The following is a 25,129-nucleotide window of genomic DNA, read 5'->3' as shown; positions in this document are numbered from 1 at the left end:
CGAATGGCTGATAGGCGGTACAACCCATCCTAAAGCCGTGCTATTCCCGTGTGCTGAGTGACTTGCGACGGCGCACGCTGCGCCAGATGCCAAAGCCGAACAAGAGGGCCGCTGACGAGGCAAGAATTGCGATCGCTACTGTCTCGACCGTCGTGCTGATTGCGACCTCGAGCCGGCCCGTTGATGCAGTGTATTCGCCATCGGGGCTCGTCACCGAGAGCAGCAGCGCCGACTCCCCCGACGACACACGACTCTTCACCGGGACGAGCACACGCTCGCTCGAATCTTCGGGCAGCTCGATGTCGCGGAACTCCCGCTCGGGCAGGAGCAAAGCAGCAGAGGTCGGTGCCACCTCGAGGGTGACGAGCGCATCGAAGGGCAGGGAGTTGCGCACCTGAATGGGGATGCGGGTGGACCCCCCAACAAGCTGCGCGCGCTTGGTGTCCACGAGGCGCACGCCGTCGTGCAGCTCGGCGTCACGCTTCGCGAAGCGTGACGCCGCAGCCTCGAAGTCAGTGTCGGGGTGAGCGCCGCGGGTGCCAAAGAGTGTGAGCAGCCGCATGCGCTGGTAGCCGTCTAGGTATTCGGGGTTCACGAGCACCGACCGCGCCTCGAGCACGGTTGGCTCGTTCTCGAATGCGGCTGCCAAGAGTTCGACTCGGTCCTCCCCCGGTTCGGCCGGGATGAGCCGTGCAACGCCCTCGCGCTGAGCACCGTGCGCAACATGCGTCACCCAGCGCCGGTCCATGAGCTTGCTGAGTTGCTCCTCGGGACGCTCCATGCTGGCGACCGCGCCGCGGTCCACTCCGAGGATCAGCCCGGCAACGCCCGCGTCGGCCGCCAGCGCGAGCCGAGCGGCGGCCTGAGCCTCACCGAGCGCTCGTTCGGTGTCGGTGCTGCCAGAGAGCGCGAGTCGCACCGCCGCGTCAAGCTCCGCGTCGGTCACGAGGGCGCTGCCCTTGCCGAGCGCCGCACGCGGCCCCCCTTCGAGCCGGACATTGTCGGAGTTGAGCACCGCGAGGTCGTAACCCGCATCGCGCAGCAGCGTGAGTGTCTTCCCGTCAGCCTGACCGGGCGCCGGCCAGCCCGCGGCGAGCCCGCGCGGCCACGCCATGAGTTCCTCGGCGGTCGGTGGCAGCGGCTCCTCCGCCGTCTCCGCCGTCTCGGCATCGAGGCCAGAACCCGGGGCTTGAGGATCCTCCGCCCCTGTCTTTGCGTCATCGGCCGACTTCGCGCCTGCGGGCTCGGCTCCAGCAGCGTCAGCATCTACCGGTTCGTCACCGGCTCGTTTGTCCTCCGCCGGTTCGCCACCACCCGGTTCACCACCACCCGGTTCGGAGGACGCCGCGGGATCAGTGGGTTCTGTTGGATCAGTGGGTTCTGCGGGCTCAACCACTTCCCAAGCACCAAAGCGGGTGATGAACTCAAAGCCCGCGGGCTGCAGGAGCGTGTCGAGGCCGGCGGCGGCCTGGGCTGCAGGATCCGCATCGCCGAACTGCAGCAGGAAACTCGGCACCGCGCCCGTTTCGAGCCGGGCGAGAAGCTCGCTCGCCTCTCGGGGGGCCTCGGTGCCGTAGCCGCGGATCGCGGTGATGATGCGCGGATCGATTGCGAGCACCGACTGCGACGATGCTGCGAAATCGACGAGCGCCGTGAGGCCTGGGACAGCGTCGCTGAGCTGCGCGCGGCTGGGCATGGACTGGACGTTCGCGGGGAGAACGAGCGGCACGATCGAGGTGAGGTCGAGCGCCGCATCCGCTCGCGCGGGCCCGCCCCACACGAGCGGGCTGAACGCCGTGAGCCGTGTCTCGCTCGACGAATCGCTTGCGACATAGCTGGCGTAGAGCGGGTATACCCCGTGGGAGGTGTCGACGAGCTGCGGCATGTCCGTGAGTGGCACGGTAACCGTGGCGCTCTGCTCCTTGCCGCCTGGGATCGCCTCGACCTGTACGGTCGCGATACGCGTGTGCGCTGGATCAGTGGTCGGTGTTGTGTCGGTCGCCGAATCGGTTGCTGGGTCCGTCGCTGGATCGGCAGCTGGCTCCGGAGCCAGCCGCGCCGATGCGCCCGTGATGCGCTCGCCAAGCCGCAGCTCGACTGACCCCTCGGGGGCAGTGGCCTCACCGGTATTGCGTATCAAGACGCGAAACTTCGCCTCCGAGTCGGAGTTGCTCAGCACAGCTGACTCCGGTGCAACGACAAGCTCGATCAGACCCGACTCGACGTCAGCCACTTCCGCTTCGGGGCTCGGAGTGGGCGTTTGCGCGTGCGAGACGGGAAGCGAAACGCCGCTGGCAACGAGCATGCCGGTGAAAAAAACGGCTGCCCATGCTCGCGGTCGCCGAAGTATTCGCATGTGTGTAAGTGTAGAGATGTCTCGACCCCGGTACCCTGAATGAGTGCTTTCTCTCGCTGAATCGATGACCGCGCTTCGTCAGATTGCCGAGTCGCGGCCCGTGGCCACGCTCGCGCGAGCCTTTGCTGACGCCGGATACGAGTTCGCCCTCGTCGGCGGGCCCGTGCGCGATGCCATGCTCGGTCGCGCCGTGACCGACCTTGACTTCACGACCTCGGCGAGCCCAGACGAGACGCGTGCGGTGCTGGAAACGGTGACCAAGAACATTTGGGATGTCGGCCGGGAGTTCGGAACGATTGCCGCGCAGGTACACGGCGAGCAGGTGGAGATCACGACCTATCGTGCAGACGTCTACCGCGCTGACTCACGCAAGCCCGAGGTGAGCTTTGGCGATTCGATCGAGGGCGATCTCGTCAGGCGAGACTTCACGATCAACGCGCTCGCACTGATGCTGCCCGAGCTCAAGCTCATCGACATCTCCGGGGGCGTCGAAGACCTGATCGCCGGGAGGATTGTCACGCCGGCCTCCCCCGAGGTGTCATTCACCGACGATCCCCTGCGGATGCTGCGTGCTGCGCGATTCGCGTCGCAGCTCGATTTTGCCGTCTCCCCCGCGACGGAAGCTGCGATGGCGCAGTTCGCCGATCGGCTCGACATTATTTCGGCGGAGCGGATCCGTGACGAACTCACCAAGCTCTTGCTGACGGCTGACCCCGTCCCCGGAATCAGGCTGCTCGTCGAGACGGGGCTCGCGGCAAGGTTTCTCCCAGAGCTCGTTGCGCTCGTGGAAACCCAGGACGATCACGGGCGCCACAAAGACGTTTACGAGCACAGCCTTACGGTGCTCCGCCAAGCGATCGAGCTCGAGGCTGAGCGCCACCGGGCCCGGGTCGGCGACTCCGGCGAGCCGGTCACACCCGACCTGGTGCTGCGCCTTGCCTCCCTGCTGCACGACATTGGCAAGCCGGCCACCCGCCGCTTCGAGGCCGGTGGCGTTACGTTCCACCACCACGATGTGGTCGGGGCAAAGCTCGCGCGGAAGCGACTGCGCGAGCTGCGGTTCGATAACGCGACGATCAAGCGGGTCGCGCGGCTCGTTGAGCTCCACCTGAGGTTCTTCGGGTACAGCGACCAGCAGTGGTCGGACTCCGCCGTGCGCCGCTACGTGCGCGACGCGGGAACCGAGCTCGAGCAGCTGCACATCCTCACTCGCGCCGACGTCACCACCCGCAACCGGCGTAAGGCGGAGCGCCTCGACCACGCCTACGACGACATCGAGCGCCGCATCAGCGAACTCGCGGAGCAGGAGGAGCTCGCGGCCGTGCGACCGGAGCTCGATGGCGCGGCAATTATGCGGATCCTCGAGATCCCGCCAGGCCCCCTCGTTGGCCGCGCGTACGCGCACCTGCTTGAGGTGCGGCTCGACGAGGGAGTCATCGGTGAGGAAGCGGCAACCGAGCGCCTGATTGCTTGGTTCCGGGAACAGAGCGAAGCGGACGAGGGTTAACCCTGACATGAACACAACTGTGGCTGAGTGGTTTGGCGGAGCGAAGCGTGTGATGTTCGTGCACGCGCACCCCGATGACGAGACGATCGCGACCGGGGGCACGCTCGCGGCCCTTGCTGAGGCAGGCTGTGAGCCACTCGTCGTGACACTGACACGGGGTGAGCGTGGCGAGGTGGTCGCCGGTCCCCTGGAACACCTCGCCGGCACCGACTCGCTTGCGCCCCACCGCCAGGCCGAGTTGGCGGCCGCGCTCGCGATGCTCGGCGTCGAACGGCATGCCTTCCTGGGCGTAGCCCCGGCCCGAGCGGAGGGCCTCCAGCCCACGATCTACGAGGATTCGGGCATGCAGTGGCAGGCCGATGGGCTCGCCGGCGCTGATCCCTCCGCGGGCACTGACGCGCTCACCGTCGTACCGGCGGTCGAGTCACTGACCGACCTCCTCGCTGCGGCGCACGAAGCCAACGCCGGCGCGATCGTGAGCTACGACGACGGCGGTGGCTACGGTCACCCCGACCACGTGCACGCGCATCGGATCGCGCGGGCTGTCGCCCACGCCCTCGATCTGCCATTCTGGGAGATTGTCAACGATGTTGCGGGCGACGACATCGAACACCATGACGTCTCCCCCTGGATGGATCGCAAGGTCATCGCGCTGCGCGCCTATGCGACCCAGCTCACGGTCGAGGGAGACGAGATCGTGCATGTCGGAGGACAGCGCCAAGCGATTTCACAGGTTGAGGCGTTTCGGCTCCTCGGCATAGCTAAACGGCTCACAAGGAAATGCGCTGCGCCGCCGCGGTGGATCTCGTGAAGTAAAAGCGCATCCGATGGTGCCGCGGGCTGGCTCGGGGTGGTAGGCTACTGAGGTTGTCTGTGCGTCAAGCACTCTGCTGAGCACGCAGGCACGATGCAAAAACACCCTCCTGCCACAGAAATCCTGTGGCCGTGAAGTCCGAAGGAGGTGGGTCAGTAATGCATCCTTACGAACTCATGGTGATCCTCGATCCCAGTATCGACGAGCGCACCGTGGCTCCCAGCATGGAGAAGTTCCTCTCCGTCATTCGCAACGCGAACGGCGAGATCGAGAACGTCGACATCTGGGGCAAGCGTCGCCTCGCATACGAGATCGACAAGCACACCGAAGGCATCTACGTTGTGGTGAACTTCACCGCAACCCCCGAGGCAACCGCTGAGCTTGATCGTCAGCTGGGCCTGTCAGAGGCTATCCTCCGCACGAAGGTGCTCCGCGCAGACGAGCTCATCGCTCAGCGTGCCGCACAGTCGAAGCGTGATGCAGCCAAGGCAGCTCGCGCTGCCGCCAAGGCGAGCGCATAGCTCATGGCCGGAGAGCCACTGATCACTGTCGTCGGCAACCTTGTTGCCGATCCTGAGCCTCGCGTGAGCCAGGCCGGAAAGTCGTGGGTGACGTTCCGCATCGCCTCGACCCCGCGCGTGCGCGATCGCCAGTCCGGCGACTGGTCGGATGGCGAAGCGCTGTGGCTCGGCTGCCGCGCTTACGGAGAGTACGCCGATAACATCGCGGCGTCACTCACGAAGGGCATGCGCGTCATTGTGCAGGGTCGTCTGACTCAGCGCAGTTACACCGACAACCAGGGCCAGCAGCGCACCTCTCTCGACCTTGAGGTCGAAGAGGTTGGGCCGTCGCTGCGCTTCGCCACCGCACAGGTGACGCGAGGCCAGGCACGTGGCCAGGTTGGCGGCTTTGGCGGGTCCGGTGGCGCACAGCCGCAGGGCCAGTCCGGCTGGGCACAGCCGCAGCAGGATAACCCCTGGACCAACTCGGGCCAGCAGGGTGGATCCGCAGCGTCGAACACCTCCTCCGATTTCGGCGGCGGCTTCGACGACGAGCAGCCCTTCTAAGACAGCAATTTTGTTCCGGGTTGCACCGGAACGCATCACGAAAAGAGACCATCATGGCAGGCAAGTCAAGCGGTGCAAGCCGCAAGCCGGCTCGCGGGAAGAACGCGAAGGCAGCAGCACCCGCGAAGAAGCAGACCGTCGGCGTCATTGATTACAAGGACGTCCAGACGCTTCGCAAGTTTATTTCAGAGCGTGGAAAGATCCGCGCACGCCGAATCACCGGCGTATCCGTTCAGGAGCAGCGTTTGATCGCGAAGGCAGTTAAGAATGCCCGCGAGATGGCCCTCCTCCCCTACGCCGGCTCCGGCCGCTAAGGAGAGACCATCATGGCGAAAGTAATTCTCACGCACGAGGTCCGTGGCCTCGGTTCCGCAGGTGACGTAGTCGAGGTTAAGAACGGCTACGCACGTAACTACCTCGTGCCCCAGGGCTTCGCAGTGAACTGGACCCGCGGTGGCGCGGCCCAGGTCGCGCAGCTCCAGAAGGCACGCGATGCTCGCGCACTCGCTTCGGTCGAGGACGCACAGGCACTCAAGGCGACCCTCGAGTCGTCGAAGATCCGTCTCCAGTCGAAGGCCGGAGTTGGCGGACGCCTCTTCGGTTCGATCAAGCCGGCCGCAGTTGCTGCAGCCGTCTCGGAGGCCGGCCTCGGCGAGGTCGACAAGCGCAAGATCTCGCTGCCGTCGATCAAGACGACCGGCGAGTACCAGGCGACGATCCACCTCCACGAGGGTGTCGACGCTCAGGTAACGCTGCAGGTCATCACGCAGCGCTAAGCTACGCGAAACCGCATTCAGAGGCGGGGCAGGTTCTTCGGAGCCTGCCCCGCCTCTGTTGTATCTGCGGTGGGGCTGTGGCACCGCGTGGGTTCTGTGGCCGCGTGGGTTCTGTGGTGGCGCGTGGGTTCTGTGGCCGCGTGTCGATCCTGAATCCCCGATTGATCTATTCCGCCCCGTTTTTGGCCCTCGCAGGGGTCGGTCTGGATTAATCGGGGCGGAGAGGACGCGAGAGGCCCACAGTTCCAGCTCGGTGTCCCATGCCTGGCGCCGCACCCCGGCACAGGCACAGGCACCGCGGCGTCGCGCCCCGGGGGTCGCGCCCGCGTGCCGCGTGCCGGACCCCGGGCCCCAAGCTCCGGACCCCGGACCACGGCCGCCTGTACGGCCCGCAGGCGCGCCCGCAGGGCCCGTGCTGGGCCCGTGCTCGGCGCCGCAGGAATCGGGCTCCCACGGGCCGCGTGGGGCCTGAACCTCGGGTGAACGTAGGGTTCTGACTGAGTACACAGACTTGCGCACCTGACTCCCCCACAGCTGTCGACTTGTCCACACGCCCGGGCTTCACACAACATTCAAGCTGTACCTGAAGGTTGAATAACTTTTTTAATGTGGATAGTTAAATATCCTGATCAGGCGGCATGTATGCGACGAACTCGTAAATCTATCCACAAGTTATCCCCACCCATGTGGACAGGGTGTACTGAATCCGCGTGGCTTATTCACATAGTTATCCACAGGCGGGGAGGGGCGTTGTTTGAGCCTCTGGCAAGGTGCACCTACGGTGAATGTCTGAGGTCTGGTATGTCATCAGAGGGTAACGTCGCTTGACCTCACTGAAGGAGTACAGACTGTGTCGATCGCACACCTAGGCATCGCGTCTCCCGACGAAGAGCGGCGGGGACACGACTACGAACGAACACCGCCCTACGATCTACTCGCCGAGCAGAGCGCGCTGGGCGGCATGCTGCTTTCAAAGGACGCGGTCGCCGACGTCACGGGCGTGCTGAAGGGCAACGACTTCTACGTGCCCAAGCACGAAGTTATCTACGAGGCAGTGCTTTCGCTGTACTCGCAGGGTGAGCCCACCGACGTGATTACGGTCACCGACGCGCTGTCGAAGACAGGTGACCTTCAGCGCGCGGGAGGCGCCGAGTACCTCCACACACTCACGAGCATCGTTCCGACCGCTGCGAACGCCGGCTTCTACGCTGACATCGTCGGAGAGAAGGCGCTGCTGCGCAGGCTTGTCGAGGCCGGCACCCGAATCGTCCAGATGGGCTACGCCGGCGAGGGCGAGGCACTCGACCTCGTGAACACCGCGCAGTCCGAGATTTACGGTGTCACGGGCGAGGCCCAGAGCGAGGACTACGTCCCGCTGAACCTCGCTGTTGACGCGGCGATCGAAGAGATCCACCGCGCGAACTCTATGCCAGAGGGCATGCTCGGCGTTCCGACTGGCTTTAGCGAGCTCGACGCCATGACGAACGGCTTCGCCGGTGGCCAGATGATCATCATCGCCGCGCGTCCCGCTATGGGTAAATCGACCCTCGCAATGGACGTTGCACGATACGCGTCAGTGCACGCTCTCGCGCCGACCGTGTTCTTCTCGCTCGAGATGGGGCGAGCGGAGATCGCGATGCGGTTGCTCGCTGCCGAGGCAACGATCCCGATGCAGACGCTGCGTAAGGGAGCGCTCGACAGCCGTGACTTCCAAAAGCTCGCAGCCACGCAGGCGCGCATCGCTGAATCGCCGCTCTACATCGACGACAGTCCGAACCTGACGCTCGTGGAGATCCGCGCCAAGTGCCGCCGGCTCAAGCAGCAGCACGGACTGAAGATGGTCGTCATTGACTATCTCCAGCTCCTCTCGAGCGGTAAGCGCGTCGAGAGCCGTCAGCAGGAGGTTAGTGAGTTCTCGCGTGCACTGAAGCTGCTTTCGAAGGAGCTCGACGTGCCGGTCATCGCGCTGTCGCAGCTGAACCGTGCTTCGGAACAGCGATCCGACAAGATGCCCGCGATTAGCGACCTGCGAGAGTCCGGCTCGCTCGAGCAGGACGCGGACATGGTGATCCTGCTGCACCGCGAGGCAGCGAGCGATCGCGACCACCCGCGCGCCGGCGAGGCCGACTTCATTCTCGCGAAGCAGCGTAACGGCCCAACCGGCACCGTCACCGTGGCGTTCCAGGGCCACTACTCCCGCTTCCAAGACATGCCGCAGGGCATGTAGCTAGCCGCGCCCCGCTGTTTCGCAGCGAGGCAAGCTAGAATCCTGGAGGCAGAGAAGGGGATCATTGATGTCACAGACCGCAGGGAGCGCACGGCGCACAGTTGACCCGGCACTCCTTCCCCCTCGATGGGTGCAAGCAGTGCGGAGCATCGTGCTCATTGTCGTCGGCTTCCTCATCACCTTCACGGCGACGTTCCACGAGCAGTTCGGATTCGATCTCGCCGTGGTTGTTGGATCGCTCGCGGCGATCGGCCTCGTGCATGTGCTCGAAAGCTGGTACCGTCGCGGCCGCAGCGGAGCAGCAATCGCGCTCGCGCTCGGCATCGTCGCACTCGTCGCTGCAGTCGTGCTTGCGACGTTCAGCTCCGAGATCGCGTTTGCCGTGACCATTGCCGCTTGGGCACTCGCCTCAGCACTGCTGGAGTTTATTGGCATGGTTGTTGCTCCGGGAAGCCGCCAGGATGCGCCGCTCGTCGGTGCCGCCGGAGTGTTGCTCGCACTCGCCGTCTTGCTCTCCCGCGCCGATCTGGTCGCGGTCATCGGCTTCTTCGGGGCTTACGCTGTTATTGCCGGCGTATTCCTGGGGATCGCCGCATTCGATACTCGCCGAACCACTGAGGCAGAAGACGCCACTCTGGGAACGGCAGCGAACGCCTAAGCGGGCGCACAGCCCCGACGTATTTAGCTTGCCGAATCGTAGAAAGCGACCGATGACGAACCCCACCGACCAGACAGTTCAGAGCCACGCCAAGTCCACGAAGGCACTCGACCTGAAGCCCGCAGAGATCTTTGGCTTCTCCGGCGTGCTCGCGATCTTCGCTGCCCTCATTGTGCTCATGAGCTCGCGTTCCTTCATGCTCACGATCATCTTCGCTGCGATTGCGTTCGTCGTTTCTCTCGCCTTCATCGGCCTGATCAGCCTGGGCGGGAAGAAGCAGTCGGATACCGAGGGCGAAGCACTCTAAGGCTGCGCGCGGGCGCACCAGCACCCGCCCGCTGGCTCCGGTTGGCCGGCATCGCCGGCCCCGGAGCCCCGCGAGTCGCTAGTGCGCTACAGGCTCGCTAGTCTTCGATCGACTCAGGGTCGCTCGGATCAATCGGCCCGTGATGGTCGAAGTTCGCCTCGCCTCGGCGCCAGTACCCGCTGATCTGGTACTGGTTGCGGGGGAGTCCGAGCTCATCACGAATCACCCGACGCAGCGGGATCAGCCGGTTCGCGTCGCCCGCGGCGAACACGAAGGTGCTATCGCCCACCTCGCTGTCGAGCAGTGCCTGGTCGAGCCCGCCAAGCGGCTCGCGCACGAGCACCTCGCGGCCGGTGGCCTCGCGCAGGTACTCCTCAACCCAGTCGAGTGCGTCGTAGTCGACGTCAGCGATAACCTCGACCTCGGTTGTCTCGGGAAGCCCGGTGATGAACCGCACCGTCGCGGGGAGCGCGGTCGGGTCAACGAGGCACAGGAGCGACGTGATGCCCGTGGGGATGCTCTGAGAGCCGCGTGGGCCGACGACCACGATGGTATCGCCGACAGCGGCCTTCTCGGCCCAGGCCGATGCCGGGCCCGGATCCTCGTGCAGGAAGAAATCGAGGTCAAAGACGCGGCCGCCGTTCTCCTCCCGCACGTTCAGAGGAGTGAAGTCGCGGGCGAAGGTCTGGCCGTCGGGGCGCTCGATGCCGTCTTCGCCATCGGCGGCGGGTTTCGGTGCCACGAGCTCGCCCGTGAAGGGGTGCGGGAAGAAAATCTTCGCGTGGTCGCCGGGCCCGGTCGACACGAAATCGTGCAGATCCGGCCCGGCGACGGTCACGCGGGCGAACGTTTCCACTGGCCGCGAGACGGCGGTCACCGTCACCTCGCGTGCGGTGAATCGGTGCATGGTGCGTTCGCGCTGAAACCGTGGTGCCTGAGTCATGTCTCAAGCCTGGCGCAGCTGCCGGAACGCGGCAACCCGCTCGCTCACAGGTACTTGAGCAGCTCCGGAGCGTTGCCGATGTAGGTCGCGGGCGTGAGCTGCAGCAGGCGCTGCTTCGCCTCGTCGCCGATCTCGAGCCCCTGGACGAACTCGACGAGCTCTGCCTGGCCGATGCGGCGACCGCGCGTGAGTTCCTTGAGGGCGGCGTAGGGGTCGCTGATTGTCGAGCGGCCCGCGGTGACCTCGGCGCGAATGACTGTCTGGATCGCCTCGCCGAGCACCTCCCAGTTGCCGTTGAGGTCGGCGGCGAGTACCTCGGGCGCTGCGTCGATCTGGCCGAGGCCCTTGAGCGTGTTGTCGAGGGCGAGCACCGAGTGGCCGAGGGCGACGCCGATGTTGCGCTGCGCCGAGGAATCGGTGAGGTCGCGCTGCCAGCGGCTCGTGACGAGCGTCGCGGCGAGCGAATCGAGCAGCGCGTTCGAGAGCTCGAGGTTGGCCTCGGCGTTCTCGAAACGGATCGGGTTGACCTTGTGCGGCATCGTCGAAGAACCGGTGGCGCCCGCGACGGGGGTCTGCCGGAAGTAACCGATGGAGATGTAGCTCCAGATGTCGGTCGCGAGGTTGTGCAGGATCCGGTTCGCGTGCGCGACGCGGGTGTAGAGCTCCGCCTGCCAGTCGTGTGACTCAATCTGGGTCGTGACCGGGTTCCAATCGAGCCCGAGGCCCTCGACGAACTCGCGCGAGATGGTCTCCCAGTCGGCTGTGGGATCGGCGGCGAGGTGGGCGGCGAACGTGCCGGTAGCGCCCGAAAACTTGCCAAGGTATTCGACGGCGTCGATTTGGCGCAGCTGGCGGCGCAGGCGGTAGACGAACACCCCGAGCTCCTTGCCGAGCGTCGTGGGGGTCGCCGGCTGGCCGTGCGTGCGGCTCATCATGGGGAGGTCGCGGTAGACGCCGGCCTGTCGCTCGAGCTCATCAATCACGGCCACGAACTTCGGGCGCCAGACGTCAGCGATCGCCTGCTTCACGGTGAGCGCGTACGACAGGTTGTTGATGTCTTCGCTTGTGCAGCAGACGTGGGTGAGCTCAGCGAACTGCCCGAGTCCCTGCGCCTCGAGGCGTGCGCGCACGAGGTATTCGACGGCCTTCACGTCGTGCTGCGTGGTCTTCTCGGTCTCGGCGAGCTCGTCGATCTCGGCCTGGCCGAAGTTCGTCGCCCACTCGCGGAGCGACGCGAGCTGCGCCTCGTCCATCGGTGTGCCACCGAGCAGCGAGTGAGAGGTGAGGTATGCGAGCCACTCGACCTCGACGTGCACGCGCGCCTTGTTCAGGCCCGCCTCCGAGAGCGTGTCGCCGAGGCCTTCAACGGCCTTCCGGTAGCGGCCGTCGAGGGGGCTGATGGGCTGCGGGGGCAGGCTCGTCATTGGTTCTCCGTTAGGTCGGTGCGTGCAACAAGTTGAAGGGCGTCGCACAGGCGTGCGAACGCAGTCCTCTCCCATTCTCCCACGGGGCCAGCGGGCCCGCTGCGACCCCTGTCGCGATGGGAGCTCGGAAGGTATTTTCAATACCATGATCACTACCATTGATGCCGCGGGCAGAATTGTCGTGCCCAAGGCCCTCCGCGATGCCATGGGACTCGAACCTGGCTCGAAGCTGCGGGTAGACCTCATTGAAGGCAAGCTGCAGATCGAGTTTGCTCCGGTGCGTTTTGAGCTGTCCTCGCAGGGCGGGCTCCCGGTGATCACGAGTGATAGCGGGGCGAGTGTGCCGCCGTTGACTGACGAAATGATCCGAACGGTGCTCGAGGAGGGACGCGATGAGTCGACGGCGCGTCACATGTGACACGAGCGTGCCCGTGCCGGCGCTGTTGCCTGCACATTCCAGCTTTGAGAGCTGTCGAACTGCGGTGCAGCGCGTGACCGACGTTCCCACGCATGTTCTGCTTGAGACCTTCCGAGTACTCACCTCGCTACCCGGCCCCAACCGTGTGCCCGCCGGGATCGCGGCGGCAGCGCTCGAAGCACTGCCTGGAAAACCGTGCATCTCGACGCTGCAGAGGTAATTCCCCTGCTCAAGTTACTCTCAGGGGCGAATCGTGCCGGGGGAGCCGTCTCCGACGGAGATAGCGCCGCAACCTGCGCGGCACACGATCTCACGTTGCACACGCGTGATGAGCGGGCAGCGCCCGTGTACGACCTCTGCGGGGTCGCATACGAACTCGTGTGAGGGGCGCGTTAGCGCCGGCGCTTCTTGTTCGTGCCGAGCAGGCCGTTCATGATGCTCGAGAGCACTGACAGCACGATGGCGCCGAGCACGCCCCACCAGAAGCCGTCGACATACAGGCCGAAGCCTGCAACGCCCGAGAGCCAGGCGATCACAGAGATGAGGATCCCGTTCACAATGAGCCCGAAGAGGCCCAGCGTGAGAATGTACAGCGGGATCGACACGATCCGCACCAGGCGACCGAGGGTGCCGTTTACGAGCCCAAACACCAGGGCGACGATGATCATGGTGACGAGCGGACCGTAGGGGTCATCGCTGATCGGCTCGATCCAGAACCCGCGCGGCCCCGAGCCGCCGACGATGAGCGTCGTGAGCCAGAGGGCGAAGGTGGAGACGAGAACACGCATGATGAGTCGCATGCGAACGATTCTCGCAAACGCGCACGGATTCCGCGAGGCGCGCCCGAATACTCACCGCTGCAGCGGCCAGGTGCCGGTGTTCGCAGCCCGCGAAGCGCGGCCATATATCCGGGTTCGCATGACCCCCGTCGATACACTTGATCACTATGAGCCAGACCCCGCAGCTCGCCGTTGACATGGTGGATCCAGAGCCGATTCGCTTCCTCGACGCCGAAGGTCGGTACTCCCCATCAAGCTCCGCCGCAGACTATGCAGCGGAGCTTGATGGCGTTGGTATCGAAGAGTACAAGCAGTGGTATCGCGACATGGTTGAGACCCGTGCGTTTGATACCGAGGCGACCCATCTGCAGCGCCAAGGACAGCTCGCGCTCTGGGTGCCGAGCATCGGCCAAGAGGGCTGCCAGGTCGGGCTCGCGCACGCCGCTGAGCCGCAGGATCACATCTTCCCCGCCTACCGTGAACACACGGTCGCGAAGGTGCGCGGTGTCGACTTCACCGACATGCTCCGACTGTTCCGCGGATTCACGCACGGCGGCTGGGACGTCACCGACCCGAAGAACGGCAACTTCCACCTGTACACGCTCGTACTCGCGGCGCAGACGCAGCACGCCGGCGGCTACGCCCTCGGCCAGCTGCTCGACGCGAAGGCGCGCGCAGCCTCCGGCACGCTCGACGCTGGCGAGGCCGGCATCGCGACCGGCGAGGCCACGATGGCGTTCTACGGCGACGGCACCTCGAGCCAGGGCGACGCGAACGAGTCCATGATCTTTGCCGCCAGCTACCAGACGCCCGCGGTATTTGTCGTGCAGAATAACGGCTGGGCGATCTCGGTTCCGGTGGAGCGGCAGAGCCGCACCCCGCTGTACCGCCGCGCGCTCGGCTTCGGTATTCGCGCCGTGCAGATCGACGGCAACGATCCACTGGCCGCCTACGCGGTCGGCCGCCGCTTCCTGCGGCTCGCCCGCGAGGGCCAGGGCCCCGGGTACATTGAGGCCCTCACGTACCGAATCGGCGCGCACACCACGAGCGACGATCCCACCCGCTACCGCGAGAACGCCGAACTCGAGGCCTGGCGCGAGCGCGATCCGGTCGAGCGGATGGCCGCGTACCTGCGCGAGCAGGGCGTCGACGACGCGTTCTTCACCGAGGTCGCTGAGAGCGCGGACCGCGAGGCAAAGCGCGTGCGCGATGAGATCTTGCAGCTGCCGCCGCCCGACGCAGACTCGATGTTCGCACACGTGTACTCGGAGGCGCACCCGCGCATCGAGGAGCAGCGGGTATGGCTGGAACGCTACGAATCCTCGTTTGAGGCTGAGCAGGAGATGCAGGGATGACCGTGACAACGCTCCAGGAGCGCACCGTGCTTCCCATGGCCCGCGCGATTAACGAGGGGCTTCGGGCCGCGATGGCCGCCGACGACAAGGTCCTGCTCATGGGCGAAGACATTGGCCCGCTCGGCGGCGTCTTCCGCGTCACCGACAAGCTCCAGGCTGACTTTGGCACCGCGCGCGTGCTTGACACCCCGCTCGCTGAGTCCGGCATCATCGGCAGCGCGATCGGCCTCGCGATGCGCGGCTACCGGCCAGTCATTGAGATCCAGTTCGAGGGCTTCATCTTCCCCGCCTTCAACCAGATCGTCACGCAGCTCGCGAAGATCACGAGTCGCCACGACGGCAAGGTACCGATGCCCGTCGTGATTCGTGTGCCCTACGGCGGTCACATCGGCGCCGTCGAGCACCACCAGGAGAGCCCCGAGGCGTACTTCGCGCACACCCCCGGTCTCCGGGTCGTCGCGCCGTCGACGCCGAATGACGCGTACTGGATGATTCAGCAGGCGATCCAGTCGCAGGATCCCGTGCTGTTCTTCGAGCCCAAGGCCAAGTACTGGATGAAGGGCGAGGTCGACCCGTCGACCGCCGGCGCCCCGCTGCACGACAGCCGCGTCGCCCGCACGGGCACCGACTGCACCGTTGTCGCGTTCGGTGCCATGGTCACGACCGCGCTGCAGGCCGCAGAGGTCGCACAGCAGGAGGGGACGAACGTCGAGGTCATCGACCTGCGCAGCGTCTCGCCCATCGATTACGGTCCGCTGCTCGAGTCCGTGCGCAAGACGGGCAGGCTCGTCATCGCGCAGGAGGCCTCCGGCAGCGTGAGCATCGGCAGCGAGCTTGCCGCGCACGTCGCCGAGCACGCATTCTATTCGCTGCAGGCCCCGGTGCTGCGGGTGTCGGGATACGACGTACCGTTCCCGCCGGCGCGGCTCGAGGGGCTGTTCCTGCCCGATGCGGATCGCATTCTCGAAGCCGTCGACCGCGCAATGAATTACTAGCAGCGCGCACGCGCTGAGAGGGAAATCATGAGTACCAACGAATTTGTGCTCCCCGACGTGGGGGAGGGCCTCACCGAGGCCGAGATCGTGACCTGGGCCGTTCAGCCCGGCGACACGGTGCACCTGAACCAGGTGATCTGCGAGATCGAGACCGAGAAATCACTCGTCGAGATCCCGTCACCCTTCGAGGGGGAGGTCGCGGAGCTGCTCGTCGAGACCGGAACGACAGTGCCGGTGGGCACCCCGATCCTGCGCATGGTGGGCGCTGACGGCGCGGCTCCTGCGGCGGCCCCTGCGCCAGCGTCGGCAGCTCCGGCGGCTCCGGCCTCTGCTGCCCCGGCGGCTCCGGCCGCCCCGGCCGCCCCGGAGGAAGACGCCGAGAACTCAGGCGCGGTGCTCGTCGGCTACGGCACCGGCGGCCCGGTGACGAGCCGGCGAAAGCCCGGCGGGCAGCCGCTCGTCGTGGCGCTCCCGCCCGAGACCGACGGGCCTCCCGAGCCGGGCAAAGCGTACGTGAAGCCGCCAGTGCGCAAGCTCGCGAAGGATCTCGGGGTCGCGCTCACGGACCTCACCGGCTCGGGCGCTGGCGGCGAGATCCTCCGGGAAGACGTGCACGCGGCAGCTGGGGCTGGGGGAGACGCCCCCGCCCACGGCACCGGCCAGAGCGCCGGCCAGCGCTCCGCCCAGAGCGCCGGCCAGCGCCCCGCGCAGGCCGGGCGGGAGGAACGCATCCCGGTCAAGGGCATCCGCAAGGTTGTCGCGGCGGCGATGGTCGAGTCGAAGTTCACGGCACCACACACCTCAGTGTTCGTCGAGGCGGATGTGACCCGCACGATGGAATTTGTGAAGCGGCTCAAGACGTCGACCGACTTCGCGGGTATCAAGGTGTCGCCGCTACTCATCTTCGCGAAGGCGATGCTCTGGGCGATCCGCCGCAACCCCGAGATCAACTCGACCTTTACCGAAACCGAGATCATTCGGCACCACTTCGTGAACCTCGGGATCGCCGCGGCGACGCCGCGCGGCCTTGTCGTGCCGAACATTAAGGACGCGCAGGAGCTCAGCCTCCGCGAGCTCGCGCAGGCGATCGAGCAGCTCACGATGACGGCGCGTGAGGGCCGCACCCAGCCCGCAGAAATGCAGCAGGGCACGATTACTCTCACGAACATCGGCGTGTTCGGGATGGACTTCGGCACCCCGATCCTCAACCCGGGCGAGGTCGCAATCATGGCGATGGGCACCATCAAGGAGAAGCCGTGGGTCGTTGACGGCCAGGTGCGTCCGCGCATGGTGACGACCGTCGGCGGATCCTTCGACCACCGCGTCGTCGACGGCGACGTCATCTCGCGCTTCGTCGCAGACGTCGCATCGGTGCTCGAGGAGCCCGCCCTGTTGCTCGACTAGTTCGATTCGGAGTATCGTCGGGACATACTGAGACCAGGCGACCCAAAGACGAGGAACCACTATGCAGCTTGAAGGAACCACCGCAGTCATCACTGGTGCAGCATCCGGTCTGGGGGCGGCAACGGCCGCACTCCTCGCCGGCCGCGGCGCGAATGTCGTCGGCCTCGACCTGGCGATGTCGATCGAGAAGGCGGGGGAGCCCGCATCTGGGATCCGCTACGTCGCCGCCGACGTCACGAGCGAGGACGAGGTCGCGGCCGCGTTGCAGCTCGACGCGGGAGAGCCGCCGATTCGTCTCGTGGTGAACTGTGCGGGCATTGCGCCGGCGAAGCGCATCCTGTCGTCGAAGGGCGTGCACGACCTCGAGACCTTCCAGCGCACGCTGAACATCAACGTCACCGGCACCTTCAACGTGCTGCGCCTCGCTGCCGAGATCATGGCGGCGCAGGAGCCAGTTGACGAGTCCGGCCAGCGCGGCCTCATCGTGAACACGGCCTCGGTCGCCGCGTACGAGGGGCAGATCGGGCAGATCGCCTACTCGGCGTCAAAGGGCGCCGTCGTCGGCATGGGCATCACGGCCGCCCGCGACCTCGCGCGTAGTGGGATCCGCGTGAACACGATCGCCCCCGGCATCGTCGCGACGCCGCTGCTTGAGGCCCTCGGCCCGGAGGTCAACGCTTCGCTCTCGGCCTCGGTGCCGTTCCCGGCCCGCCTCGCGCGCCCCGACGAGTTCGCACAGCTCGTCGCGATGATCGCGGAGCACGACTACCTCAACGGCGAGACGATCCGTATGGACGGCGCGCTCAGGATGGGTCCGAAGTAGGCTCAGCTGCTCGGGCGCTCTGACCTGGTCGGCGTTGCGCTGACCGGGTGGCGTTGCGCTGCCTGGGGGCGTTGCCCTGGCCGGGTGGTCTTGCCCTGGAACGTGCCTCGCCCGAAATCCTCACTGCCCCGTTCTATCTATTCCGACCCTTCCGCAGGCAGCGCAAGGGTCGGAATGAATGAAACGGGGCTTGATGGCTTACGAGCAAGGCGGGTTTGTGTCTCGTAGCATCGCGGCAGGCCAGCTGGGATCACCTCCGGCCGCGAGCCGGCTCCCCGGCGCAGGGCCCCCGGGGCCTGCTAGGCGACCCCCTCTTCTGCTCATCAGCCCTTACCTCAGCGAGGTAAGGGTGTTTTTGCAGCAAAAATGCCATGACTTTGCTGAGGCAATGGCAGCTCGGCGACAGAGTGAGGCGGGCGCAGGTGGCGAGTGGGTGAAGTGTGGGGGAGGGGGCCCGGGTAGGGGCGGGCGCACGGAGGTGAATGTATGCACTCTGGGGTGATTTGCGCGTAAACGCTGGCTTTTGCGTCGCTTAGTGTATACGCTGAGAGTGGACGACGAAGTAACGCCAACTCGGGAGGTGGATCATGCGCGCAAGCGACAGGGCATACGCACAGCTGCTTGAGGAGATCCAGCGCGGCGTGCTTGCCCCCGGAACCGTGCTTGGCGAGGTCGAGCAGGCAGCCCGCCTCGGCGTGAGCCGCACTCCGGCCCGTGAGGCCATCGGTCGGCTCACCGCGGCAGGCCTCGCGCATCAGCTCTCGCCCCGAGTCACCGTCGTGTCAGACTTCAGCGCGGGTGACGTTCGCTCGCTCTTCGAGGTGCGTCGCGCGCTCGAGGAGAACTCGGCCCGGCTCGCCGCGGCCAAGCGCGACCCGGCAGTCTTCGAGAACCTTGCCAGAGCATTTGCCGCCGCACATCCCGAGAACGGTGAGGTCGAGACGGATGCCTATTACGAGCTCATTGCGCGCTTTGACGAGGCTCTCGATGAGGCCGTCAACAACTCATACTTCACGAACGCGCTGCGCACGATCCGCACCCACCTCGCCCGCGCGAGGCGGCTCGCCCGCGACAACCGCGCCAGGCTGCGCGCGTCGGTCGCCGAGCACCGGCTCATCGCCGAAGCGATCGCCGCGGGCGACGGTGAACTCGCCGCGCACGCCACGCACGTCCACTTGCACAACGCGCTTGCCGCGATCCTCACATCGCTCGCAGCAGCACCCGCGGGCCCAGAAGCACTTACTGATCCACTGTCGGAAGGAACACCATGACCATCATTCACAATGTTCGTGTCTACAAGAGCGAAGAGACCCTCGAGCGCGAAGACCAGCTCGCTTGGAAGATCGCGGAGGTCGCGACTGACCCTGTCGAGGTCGACGCTGACGTGCTCGACATGATCATCAACCGCATCATCGACAACGCGTCGGTTGCGGCGGCGTCGCTCACCCGCGGCCCGATCATCGCCTCGCGCGCACAGGCGCTCACCCACCCGGTCTCGACCGGCGGCAAGGGTGCCTCGATCTTCGGCCTCGATGCTGAGCGCACGAGCCCCGAGTGGGCAGCCTGGACGAACGGCGTTGCCGTGCGCGAGCTCGACTACCACGACACCTTCCTCGCCGCCGAGTACTCGCACCCCGGCGATAACATCCCGCCGATCCTCGCGGTCGCACAGCACGTCGGCAAGGACGGCCGCGCGCTCGTTCGCGCAATCGCGACCGGTTACGAGATCCAGATGGACCTCGTGCGCGCGATCTGCCTGCACAAGCACAAGATCGACCACGTTGCGCACATCGGCCCGTCGGCTGCTGCCGGCATCGGCACGCTGCTCGGCCTCGACACCGAGACGATCTACCAGGCCGTAGCTCAGGGCCTGCACACCACCACCGCAACGCGCCAGTCGCGCAAGGGCGAGATCTCGACCTGGAAGGCGCACGCTCCCGCGTTCGCCGGCAAGATGGCGGTCGAGGCAGTGGATCGCGCGATGCGCGGTCAGACCTCGCCGAGCCCGATCTACGAAGGCGAAGACGGTGTCATCGCCTGGATGCTCGACGGACCCGACGCGAAGTACGCCGTGCCGCTGCCCGCGAAGGGCGAGTCGAAGCGCGCTATCCTCGACAGCTACACCAAGGAGCACTCGGCCGAGTACCAGGCGCAGGCCTGGATCGACCTTGCACGCAAGCTCCACGGCGAGCACCCCGAGCTGCTTGACCCGGCGAACATCAAGGGCGTCGTGCTGCACACGAGCCACCACACGCACTACGTCATCGGCTCCGGCGCGAACGACCCGCAGAAGTACGATCCGAATGCTTCACGTGAAACACTCGACCACTCGATCCCGTACATCTTCGCGGTCGCGCTGCAGGACGGCGGCTGGCACCACGTCGATTCGTACACTCCGGAGCGCGCAAACCGCGCGGACACCGTCGAGCTGTGGAACAAGATCACCACGGCAGAGGACGCCGAGTGGACGCGCCGCTACCACTCCGAGGATCCCGACGAGAAGGCCTTCGGCGGCCGCGTCGAGATCGAGCTGAACGACGGCACGAAGATCGTCGACGAGATCGCCGTCGCAGACGCGCACCCACTCGGCGCCCGGCCATTCGCGCGCGACAACTACATCGCGAAGTTCCGCCTGCTCGCTGAGCCCGTGCTCGAGGCCGCCGAGATCGAGCGTTTCCTCGACCTCGTGCAGCGCCTGCCCGAGCTCTCGGCCGACGAGGTGCGCGAGCTGAACATCGTAGCGAAGGCCGGCGTGATCGACCTCGCGTCTGCTCCGAAGGGACTCTTCTAATGCTGTACTCAAAGGTCACACCGGCTGACAAGCGCCGGCTGTTCCGCGAGCGGCTCGCGACGGGGGAGCTGCTGCGCTTCCCCGGCGCGTTCAACCCGCTCTCCGCCCGCATGATCGAGCAGAAGGGCTTCGAGGGTGTCTACATCTCCGGCGCCGTGCTCTCGGCTGATCTCGGCCTGCCCGACATCGGCCTCACCACGCTCAGCGAGGTCGCGGGCCGCGGCGAGCAGATTGCGCGCATGACGGACCTGCCGGCGATCATCGACGCCGACACCGGTTTCGGCGAGCCGATGAACGTGGCGCGCACGATCCAGGAGCTCGAGAACGCTGGCCTTGCAGGCGCGCACATCGAGGATCAGATCAACCCGAAGCGCTGCGGCCACCTCGACGGCAAGGCCGTGGTTGACGAGTCCACCGCGACCAAGCGGATCCGCGCGGCGGCCGACGCACGTCGCGATGACAACTTCCTCATCATGGCGCGCACCGATATCCGCGCGACGGCCGACGGCCCGCACGGCCTCGACCTCGCGAAGGATCGCGCGAAGGCGCTCGTTGACGCGGGCGCCGACGCGATCTTCCCCGAGGCGATGCGCACGCTTGAGGAGTTTGAGGCGATCCGCAGCGCGGTCGACGTGCCGCTGCTCGCGAACATGACGGAGTTTGGCAAGAGCGAGCTGTTCACCACGCAGCAGCTCGCCGATGTCGGCATGAACATCGTCATCTGGCCGGTATCGATGCTCCGCATCTCGATGGGGGCGACGGGCCGCGCGCTCGACACCATCATCGCCGAGGGCTCACTCACGTCGAAGCTCGATGAGATGCAGCATCGCGCTGACCTCTACGAACTGATTGACTACGAGGGGTACAACCACTTCGATACGAGCGTGTTCAATTTCGAGGTAGAGCGCTAACCGCGCTCTCCGCCCGCAGCACAAGCGAAGGAGCTTATCGTGACAGAAATTCAGAAGGGCCTCGCAGGGGTCGTCGCCGATTTCACGGCGATCTCGAAGGTCAACCCAGAGAGCAACAGCCTGCTGTATCGGGGCTATCCCGTGCAGGAGCTCGCGGCGACCCAGCCGTTTGAAGCTGTCGCGTACCTCCTGTGGAACGGCGAACTGCCGACCGAGCAGCAGCTTGCTGAGCTGCGGGCGGAGGAGCGGCGCCACCGTGCGCTCGCGGACAACGTGAAGGCAGCGATCGACCTGCTGCCGCTCGAGGCGCACCCGATGGACGAGGTGCGCACGGCGGTCAGCGTCATCGGCGCCTCCGATGTTACGGGTGGGGGATCGGTGCTCGACGCCGCCGGCAGCCCCGAGGAGAACCTGGCGCGGAGCGTGCGGCTCTACGCTGCGCTGCCGGCGATCGTTGCCTACGGGCAGCGCCGCCGCCGCGGCGAGGCGCTCGTCGAGCCGCGTGACGACCTCGACTACGCCGCGAACTTCCTGTGGATGACGTTTGGCGAGGAGTCCGACGAGGTCGTGGTCGATGCGTTCAACCGCTCGATGACCCTGTATGCCGAGCACTCGTTCAACGCGTCGACGTTCACGGCCCGCGTCATTACCTCGACGCTCTCCGACCTGTACTCGGCCGTCGTCGGCGCGATCGGCGCCCTCAAGGGCCCGCTGCACGGCGGCGCGAACGAGGCCGTCATGCACATCTTCGATGAGATTGGCGAGGCCGACAAGGTCGTGCCCTGGCTCGAGGCTGCGCTCGCCGAGAAGCGCAAGATCATGGGCTTCGGGCACCGGGTGTACAAGCGCGGCGACTCGCGTGTGCCGACGATGAAGGCCGCGCTCGACACCCTCGTCGAGCACTACGATCGGCCCGACGTTGCGGCGCTCTATGACGCGCTCGAGGGCGAGTTTGTTTCCCGTAAGGGGATCTACCCGAACCTTGACTACCCGTCGGGCCCCGCGTACAACCTCATCGGCTTCGATACGCTCACGTTCACGCCGCTGTTCATCGCGTCGCGCGTGACGGGGTGGACCGCGCACATCATGGAGCAGACCGCGTCGAACGCGCTGATCCGCCCGCTCTCTGCCTACAACGGCGTCGACGAGCGGCACATCGACGGCTACGTGCCCGACGCGGAGGCGCTCGCTGCCGCAGAACGGCCTGAAGAGCAGGGATAGTTGAAAACGTCAGCCCGGCGGGCCGCGCGGAGGGAGATTCCGGTGAGTGGCGCAACATTTTCCACTTTGAGGCATTCCCTCCCGTATGATGCGTCTACGAGGATAATTCGCGCGCCCCACCGGGCGCCGGGCGGGGCCTAGGCCCGCAGAAATCTCCGGCCGAGAGGCCGAGGTAAGGAGAATCGATGAAGATTGTCGTGCTGGTCAAAGAGGTTCCCGACACGTACGGGGATCGAAAGCTGCACCTCGAGACAGGGCTCGCCGACCGGGCGGCCTCAGACACTGTTCTCGATGAGATCGGCGAGCGCGCCCTTGAAGTCGCGCTCTCCTTCGCTGACAAGAACGAGGGCACCGAGGTTGTCGTGCTGACGCTCGCGCCGGAGAGTGCTGGCGGCACGATCCGCAAGGCGCTCGGGATGGGCGCGCACTCCGCGATCCACATCGTCGATGAGGGGCTTCTTGGGGCCGACCTCGGGCTTACCTCGGAGGTGCTCGCGAAGGCGCTCACGCGTGCGGGCTTCGACCTCGTGATCGCGGGCAACGCGTCGACCGACGGTTCGGGCGGCGCGGTTCCCGCAATGCTCGCCGAGCACCTGCGCGTGCAGGGGCTCACGGGGCTCAGCGAAGTTGAGATCACCGCAGCGGGCGTCTCAGGCATTCGCCCCGTTGAGGGCGGCGTGCAGAAGGTCTCAGCTGATCTTCCCGCGGTCATCTCGATCACCGAAGCACTTCCCGAGGCGCGTTTCGCGAACTTCAAGGGCATCATGGCGGCGAAGAAGAAGCCGCTCGAGGTCGTGTCGCTCGCCGACCTTGGTGTTGACGCAGAGGATCCCGCAGCCGCCCGCTCGATCATGCTCACCGTCGCGGAGAAGCCAGCGCGCTCCGCAGGCGTGAAGATCGTCGACGAGGGAGACGCGGGCACTCAGCTCGCGAACTACCTCATCGAGAACCGACTGGTGTAGGGACGAGGGGAACAGATCATGACTGATTTTGCACAGGATTCAATCCTCGTTGTCCTTGAGGCTGAGGCCTCGGGCGCTCTCGAAGACGCCGCCGCGGGGCTGCTCGGTGCGGCGTCGCAGGCTGGCACGCCCGTCGCACTCGTCATCGGGCCCGAGGCACTCGCGGCCGACGCGGCAGCAGCGGGCGCGACGCGCGTGCTCGTCGCGACCCCCGCAGCGGGCGCAGGTCTCGGCACATTCGCCGTTGACGCGCTCCAGGCCGCTGCCGCACTCGTGCAGCCCGACGCCGTGCTCATCTCGCACTCCGTCAACGGCCGCGACACCGCCGCCCGCTTCGCAGCACGCAGCCGCTCGGCGCTCGCGGTCGACGCGATCGGCGCCCTGCGCGACGACCTCGGTGTTGTCGCGCAGCACTCCGTCTACGGTGGCGCCTACAACGTCACCTCGGCTGCGACCTTCGGCGCCCCGGTGATTACGATCCGCCAGGGGTCCGTCGAGGCAAGAGCCGCGGCGCAGACCGCAGCCGCCGAGCCGCTCACTGTCAGCGACTCGGGCGTGCCGGCTGGCCGCATCGACTCGTTCGAGGCCGTGACCGAGGTGTCCTCCCGGCCCGAGCTGCGCGGCGCGAACCGCGTGGTCTCAGGCGGCCGTGGCCTGGGCTCGAAGGAGCAGTTCGAGCTCGTCGAACAGCTCGCCGATGCGCTCGGTGCCGCAATCGGCGCCTCGCGTGCAGCCGTTGATGCTGGCTTCGTGCCGGCGTCGTACCAGGTCGGCCAGACCGGCGTCTCGGTCTCACCGCAGCTGTACATCGCGCTCGGTATCTCGGGCGCAATCCAGCACCGCGCGGGTATGCAGACCGCGAAGAACATCGTTGCGATCAACAAGGATGGCGACGCACCCATCTTCGACGTCGCCGATTTTGGCGTCGTCGGTGACGTGTTCACCGTCGTACCGCAGCTGCTTGCCGCCCTCGAAGGAAGGCAGCAGTAGCGATGGCGAGCTACTCCCAGTCGACGCGAAGCGGGTTGCCTCGCGTTCCCGGCGGCGAGCCGTGGCCGGCCGGCGGAACGCTCGCGGGCGCTCCCGTGGCGGTAGACCCGGTCGCTGCGGCAGCGGCCCCAGCCCCAGCCCCAGCCCCGGCCGCTGAGGCCGCAGCGCCCGCTGCTGCACCCGCCCAAGCGGCAGCTCCCGCGGCGGCGGTGGCCGAAGCTGCTGCGAGCTCCGCTTCCGCAGCGCCAGTGAAGGCAGCGCCAGTGAAGGCAGCGCCGGTGACGCTCAACGTCACGCCATTGCGGCGCGGGCTCCCGCGCGTTGCGGGCGGCGAGCCGTGGCCGGCCGAAGGCTTGGCCCCCGAGGGCGCCGTCGCGACCAACGGTGGGGTACCCACTCCG

General features: G+C 66.4%; 24 protein-coding genes and 1 pseudogene. 21 read left to right on the top strand and 4 right to left on the bottom strand.

Going from position 1 to position 25,129, the window contains the following annotated elements:
• Positions 1–40 precede the first annotated feature (40 nt).
• The gene (locus ACI1US_RS10100) at positions 41–2,356 is read right to left on the bottom strand and encodes a DUF6049 family protein (protein ID WP_461640146.1); all 2,316 of its coding nucleotides are present in this window, start codon (positions 2,354–2,356) and stop codon (positions 41–43) included.
• Between the two features lie 43 nt (positions 2,357–2,399).
• On the opposite strand from ACI1US_RS10100, the gene ACI1US_RS10095 reads away from it, so the two are divergent.
• The 9 genes from ACI1US_RS10095 (at position 2,400) to ACI1US_RS10055 (ending at position 9,712) form a co-directional block, all read left to right on the top strand.
• On the top strand, positions 2,400–3,863 hold the full coding sequence (locus ACI1US_RS10095) for a CCA tRNA nucleotidyltransferase (protein WP_461640144.1): 1,464 nt from the start codon (positions 2,400–2,402) through the stop codon (positions 3,861–3,863).
• A gap of 7 nt (positions 3,864–3,870) precedes the next feature.
• The gene (locus tag ACI1US_RS10090; RefSeq protein WP_461640142.1) at positions 3,871–4,674 is read left to right on the top strand and encodes a PIG-L family deacetylase; all 804 of its coding nucleotides are present in this window, start codon (positions 3,871–3,873) and stop codon (positions 4,672–4,674) included.
• A 161-nt stretch (positions 4,675–4,835) separates the two neighbouring features.
• On the top strand, positions 4,836–5,198 hold the full coding sequence (rpsF, locus tag ACI1US_RS10085) for a 30S ribosomal protein S6 (RefSeq protein WP_416549984.1): 363 nt from the start codon (positions 4,836–4,838) through the stop codon (positions 5,196–5,198).
• 3 nt (positions 5,199–5,201) lie between these two features.
• On the top strand, positions 5,202–5,744 hold the full coding sequence (gene ssb / locus ACI1US_RS10080; protein WP_416549983.1) for a single-stranded DNA-binding protein: 543 nt from the start codon (positions 5,202–5,204) through the stop codon (positions 5,742–5,744).
• Positions 5,745–5,797: 53 nt separating this feature from the next.
• On the top strand, positions 5,798–6,058 hold the full coding sequence (gene rpsR, locus ACI1US_RS10075; protein WP_042545452.1) for a 30S ribosomal protein S18: 261 nt from the start codon (positions 5,798–5,800) through the stop codon (positions 6,056–6,058).
• A gap of 12 nt (positions 6,059–6,070) precedes the next feature.
• The gene (gene rplI / locus ACI1US_RS10070) at positions 6,071–6,520 is read left to right on the top strand and encodes a 50S ribosomal protein L9 (RefSeq protein ID WP_416549982.1); all 450 of its coding nucleotides are present in this window, start codon (positions 6,071–6,073) and stop codon (positions 6,518–6,520) included.
• A gap of 850 nt (positions 6,521–7,370) precedes the next feature.
• Entirely contained in the window at positions 7,371–8,747 is a 1,377-nt protein-coding gene (dnaB, locus tag ACI1US_RS10065; protein ID WP_461640139.1) for a replicative DNA helicase, read from the top strand.
• Positions 8,748–8,814: 67 nt separating this feature from the next.
• Positions 8,815–9,405, top strand: coding sequence for a hypothetical protein (locus tag ACI1US_RS10060; RefSeq protein WP_461640137.1), 591 nt, complete (start codon positions 8,815–8,817; stop codon positions 9,403–9,405).
• A 52-nt stretch (positions 9,406–9,457) separates the two neighbouring features.
• Complete coding sequence (locus ACI1US_RS10055) at positions 9,458–9,712, top strand: hypothetical protein (RefSeq protein ID WP_461640135.1); 255 nt, start codon at positions 9,458–9,460, stop codon at positions 9,710–9,712.
• Between the two features lie 97 nt (positions 9,713–9,809).
• Here the strand turns inward: ACI1US_RS10055 and ACI1US_RS10050 are convergent, their stop codons facing one another.
• The gene (locus ACI1US_RS10050) at positions 9,810–10,655 is read right to left on the bottom strand and encodes a siderophore-interacting protein (RefSeq protein ID WP_416549981.1); all 846 of its coding nucleotides are present in this window, start codon (positions 10,653–10,655) and stop codon (positions 9,810–9,812) included.
• Positions 10,656–10,699: 44 nt separating this feature from the next.
• On the bottom strand, positions 10,700–12,079 hold the full coding sequence (gene purB / locus ACI1US_RS10045) for an adenylosuccinate lyase (protein WP_416549980.1): 1,380 nt from the start codon (positions 12,077–12,079) through the stop codon (positions 10,700–10,702).
• Positions 12,080–12,224: 145 nt separating this feature from the next.
• Here purB and ACI1US_RS10040 point away from each other — a divergent pair, with 145 nt between their 5' ends.
• On the top strand, positions 12,225–12,497 hold the full coding sequence (locus tag ACI1US_RS10040) for an AbrB/MazE/SpoVT family DNA-binding domain-containing protein (protein ID WP_461640132.1): 273 nt from the start codon (positions 12,225–12,227) through the stop codon (positions 12,495–12,497).
• Between the two features lie 392 nt (positions 12,498–12,889).
• Here ACI1US_RS10040 and ACI1US_RS10035 read toward each other — a convergent pair whose 3' ends face one another.
• Positions 12,890–13,297, bottom strand: a complete 408-nt coding sequence (locus ACI1US_RS10035; RefSeq protein ID WP_416549979.1) for a phage holin family protein — start codon at positions 13,295–13,297, stop codon at positions 12,890–12,892.
• A 146-nt stretch (positions 13,298–13,443) separates the two neighbouring features.
• On the opposite strand from ACI1US_RS10035, the gene ACI1US_RS10030 reads away from it, so the two are divergent.
• The 11 genes and pseudogenes from ACI1US_RS10030 to ACI1US_RS09980 form a co-directional block, all read left to right on the top strand.
• Positions 13,444–14,631 (top strand): thiamine pyrophosphate-dependent enzyme, encoded by a 1,188-nt coding sequence (locus tag ACI1US_RS10030; RefSeq protein ID WP_416549978.1) that lies wholly within the window; start codon positions 13,444–13,446, stop codon positions 14,629–14,631.
• A complete protein-coding gene (locus ACI1US_RS10025) occupies positions 14,628–15,626 on the top strand; it encodes an alpha-ketoacid dehydrogenase subunit beta (protein ID WP_461640129.1) in 999 nt (332 codons plus the stop codon). Before ACI1US_RS10030 ends, ACI1US_RS10025 begins: the two co-directional genes overlap by 4 nt.
• A 27-nt stretch (positions 15,627–15,653) precedes the next feature.
• Positions 15,654–17,030: a dihydrolipoamide acetyltransferase family protein gene (locus ACI1US_RS10020; protein ID WP_461640127.1), complete on the top strand. Its 1,377-nt coding sequence runs from the start codon at positions 15,654–15,656 to the stop codon at positions 17,028–17,030.
• Between the two features lie 61 nt (positions 17,031–17,091).
• Positions 17,092–17,853 (top strand): SDR family NAD(P)-dependent oxidoreductase, encoded by a 762-nt coding sequence (locus ACI1US_RS10015; RefSeq protein ID WP_461640125.1) that lies wholly within the window; start codon positions 17,092–17,094, stop codon positions 17,851–17,853.
• 587 nt (positions 17,854–18,440) lie between these two features.
• Positions 18,441–19,124, top strand: a complete 684-nt coding sequence (locus ACI1US_RS10010) for a GntR family transcriptional regulator (protein WP_461640123.1) — start codon at positions 18,441–18,443, stop codon at positions 19,122–19,124.
• On the top strand, positions 19,121–20,644 hold the full coding sequence (locus ACI1US_RS10005) for an MmgE/PrpD family protein (protein WP_416549974.1): 1,524 nt from the start codon (positions 19,121–19,123) through the stop codon (positions 20,642–20,644). The genes ACI1US_RS10010 and ACI1US_RS10005 overlap by 4 nt, the downstream gene beginning before the upstream one ends.
• Positions 20,644–21,555, top strand: coding sequence for a methylisocitrate lyase (gene prpB, locus ACI1US_RS10000; protein WP_416549973.1), 912 nt, complete (start codon positions 20,644–20,646; stop codon positions 21,553–21,555). The genes ACI1US_RS10005 and prpB overlap by 1 nt, the downstream gene beginning before the upstream one ends.
• Positions 21,556–21,594: 39 nt before the next feature.
• Entirely contained in the window at positions 21,595–22,776 is a 1,182-nt protein-coding gene (locus ACI1US_RS09995) for a bifunctional 2-methylcitrate synthase/citrate synthase (RefSeq protein ID WP_416549972.1), read from the top strand.
• Between the two features lie 185 nt (positions 22,777–22,961).
• Positions 22,962–23,738, top strand: coding sequence for an electron transfer flavoprotein subunit beta/FixA family protein (locus ACI1US_RS09990; RefSeq protein WP_416549971.1), 777 nt, complete (start codon positions 22,962–22,964; stop codon positions 23,736–23,738).
• Positions 23,739–23,756: 18 nt separating this feature from the next.
• Positions 23,757–24,728 (top strand): electron transfer flavoprotein subunit alpha/FixB family protein, encoded by a 972-nt coding sequence (locus ACI1US_RS09985; protein ID WP_416549970.1) that lies wholly within the window; start codon positions 23,757–23,759, stop codon positions 24,726–24,728.
• Positions 24,729–24,730: 2 nt separating this feature from the next.
• Positions 24,731–25,129: pseudogene (locus tag ACI1US_RS09980) on the top strand (hypothetical protein); the annotation flags it as partial.

The organism is Leucobacter sp. BZR 635 (assembly GCF_048061935.2).
Classification (GTDB): Bacteria; Actinomycetota; Actinomycetes; order Actinomycetales; family Microbacteriaceae; genus Leucobacter.
This window is presented reverse-complemented; position numbering and strand designations above follow the sequence as displayed.

Excerpts from the sequence above, each read along its gene's own strand:
- ACI1US_RS10100 (WP_461640146.1), bottom strand. The coding sequence starts at position 2,356 with ATGCGAATACTTCGGCGACCGCGAGCATGGGCAGCCGTTTTTTTCACC.
- ssb (WP_416549983.1), top strand. The coding sequence starts at position 5,202 with ATGGCCGGAGAGCCACTGATCACTGTCGTCGGCAACCTTGTTGCCGAT.
- ACI1US_RS10055 (WP_461640135.1), top strand. The coding sequence starts at position 9,458 with ATGACGAACCCCACCGACCAGACAGTTCAGAGCCACGCCAAGTCCACG.
- ACI1US_RS10025 (WP_461640129.1), top strand. The coding sequence starts at position 14,628 with ATGACCGTGACAACGCTCCAGGAGCGCACCGTGCTTCCCATGGCCCGC.
- ACI1US_RS10010 (WP_461640123.1), top strand. The coding sequence starts at position 18,441 with ATGCGCGCAAGCGACAGGGCATACGCACAGCTGCTTGAGGAGATCCAG.
- ACI1US_RS10030 (WP_416549978.1), top strand. The coding sequence starts at position 13,444 with ATGAGCCAGACCCCGCAGCTCGCCGTTGACATGGTGGATCCAGAGCCG.
- ACI1US_RS10005 (WP_416549974.1), top strand. The coding sequence starts at position 19,121 with ATGACCATCATTCACAATGTTCGTGTCTACAAGAGCGAAGAGACCCTC.
- ACI1US_RS10060 (WP_461640137.1), top strand. The coding sequence starts at position 8,815 with ATGTCACAGACCGCAGGGAGCGCACGGCGCACAGTTGACCCGGCACTC.
- ACI1US_RS10015 (WP_461640125.1), top strand. The coding sequence starts at position 17,092 with ATGCAGCTTGAAGGAACCACCGCAGTCATCACTGGTGCAGCATCCGGT.
- ACI1US_RS10020 (WP_461640127.1), top strand. The coding sequence starts at position 15,654 with ATGAGTACCAACGAATTTGTGCTCCCCGACGTGGGGGAGGGCCTCACC.
- rplI (WP_416549982.1), top strand. The coding sequence starts at position 6,071 with ATGGCGAAAGTAATTCTCACGCACGAGGTCCGTGGCCTCGGTTCCGCA.
- ACI1US_RS10040 (WP_461640132.1), top strand. The coding sequence starts at position 12,225 with ATGATCACTACCATTGATGCCGCGGGCAGAATTGTCGTGCCCAAGGCC.
- ACI1US_RS09985 (WP_416549970.1), top strand. The coding sequence starts at position 23,757 with ATGACTGATTTTGCACAGGATTCAATCCTCGTTGTCCTTGAGGCTGAG.
- ACI1US_RS10090 (WP_461640142.1), top strand. The coding sequence starts at position 3,871 with ATGAACACAACTGTGGCTGAGTGGTTTGGCGGAGCGAAGCGTGTGATG.
- prpB (WP_416549973.1), top strand. The coding sequence starts at position 20,644 with ATGCTGTACTCAAAGGTCACACCGGCTGACAAGCGCCGGCTGTTCCGC.
- rpsR (WP_042545452.1), top strand. The coding sequence starts at position 5,798 with ATGGCAGGCAAGTCAAGCGGTGCAAGCCGCAAGCCGGCTCGCGGGAAG.
- purB (WP_416549980.1), bottom strand. The coding sequence starts at position 12,079 with ATGACGAGCCTGCCCCCGCAGCCCATCAGCCCCCTCGACGGCCGCTAC.
- ACI1US_RS10050 (WP_416549981.1), bottom strand. The coding sequence starts at position 10,655 with ATGACTCAGGCACCACGGTTTCAGCGCGAACGCACCATGCACCGATTC.
- ACI1US_RS10035 (WP_416549979.1), bottom strand. The coding sequence starts at position 13,297 with ATGCGACTCATCATGCGTGTTCTCGTCTCCACCTTCGCCCTCTGGCTC.
- rpsF (WP_416549984.1), top strand. The coding sequence starts at position 4,836 with ATGCATCCTTACGAACTCATGGTGATCCTCGATCCCAGTATCGACGAG.
- ACI1US_RS09990 (WP_416549971.1), top strand. The coding sequence starts at position 22,962 with ATGAAGATTGTCGTGCTGGTCAAAGAGGTTCCCGACACGTACGGGGAT.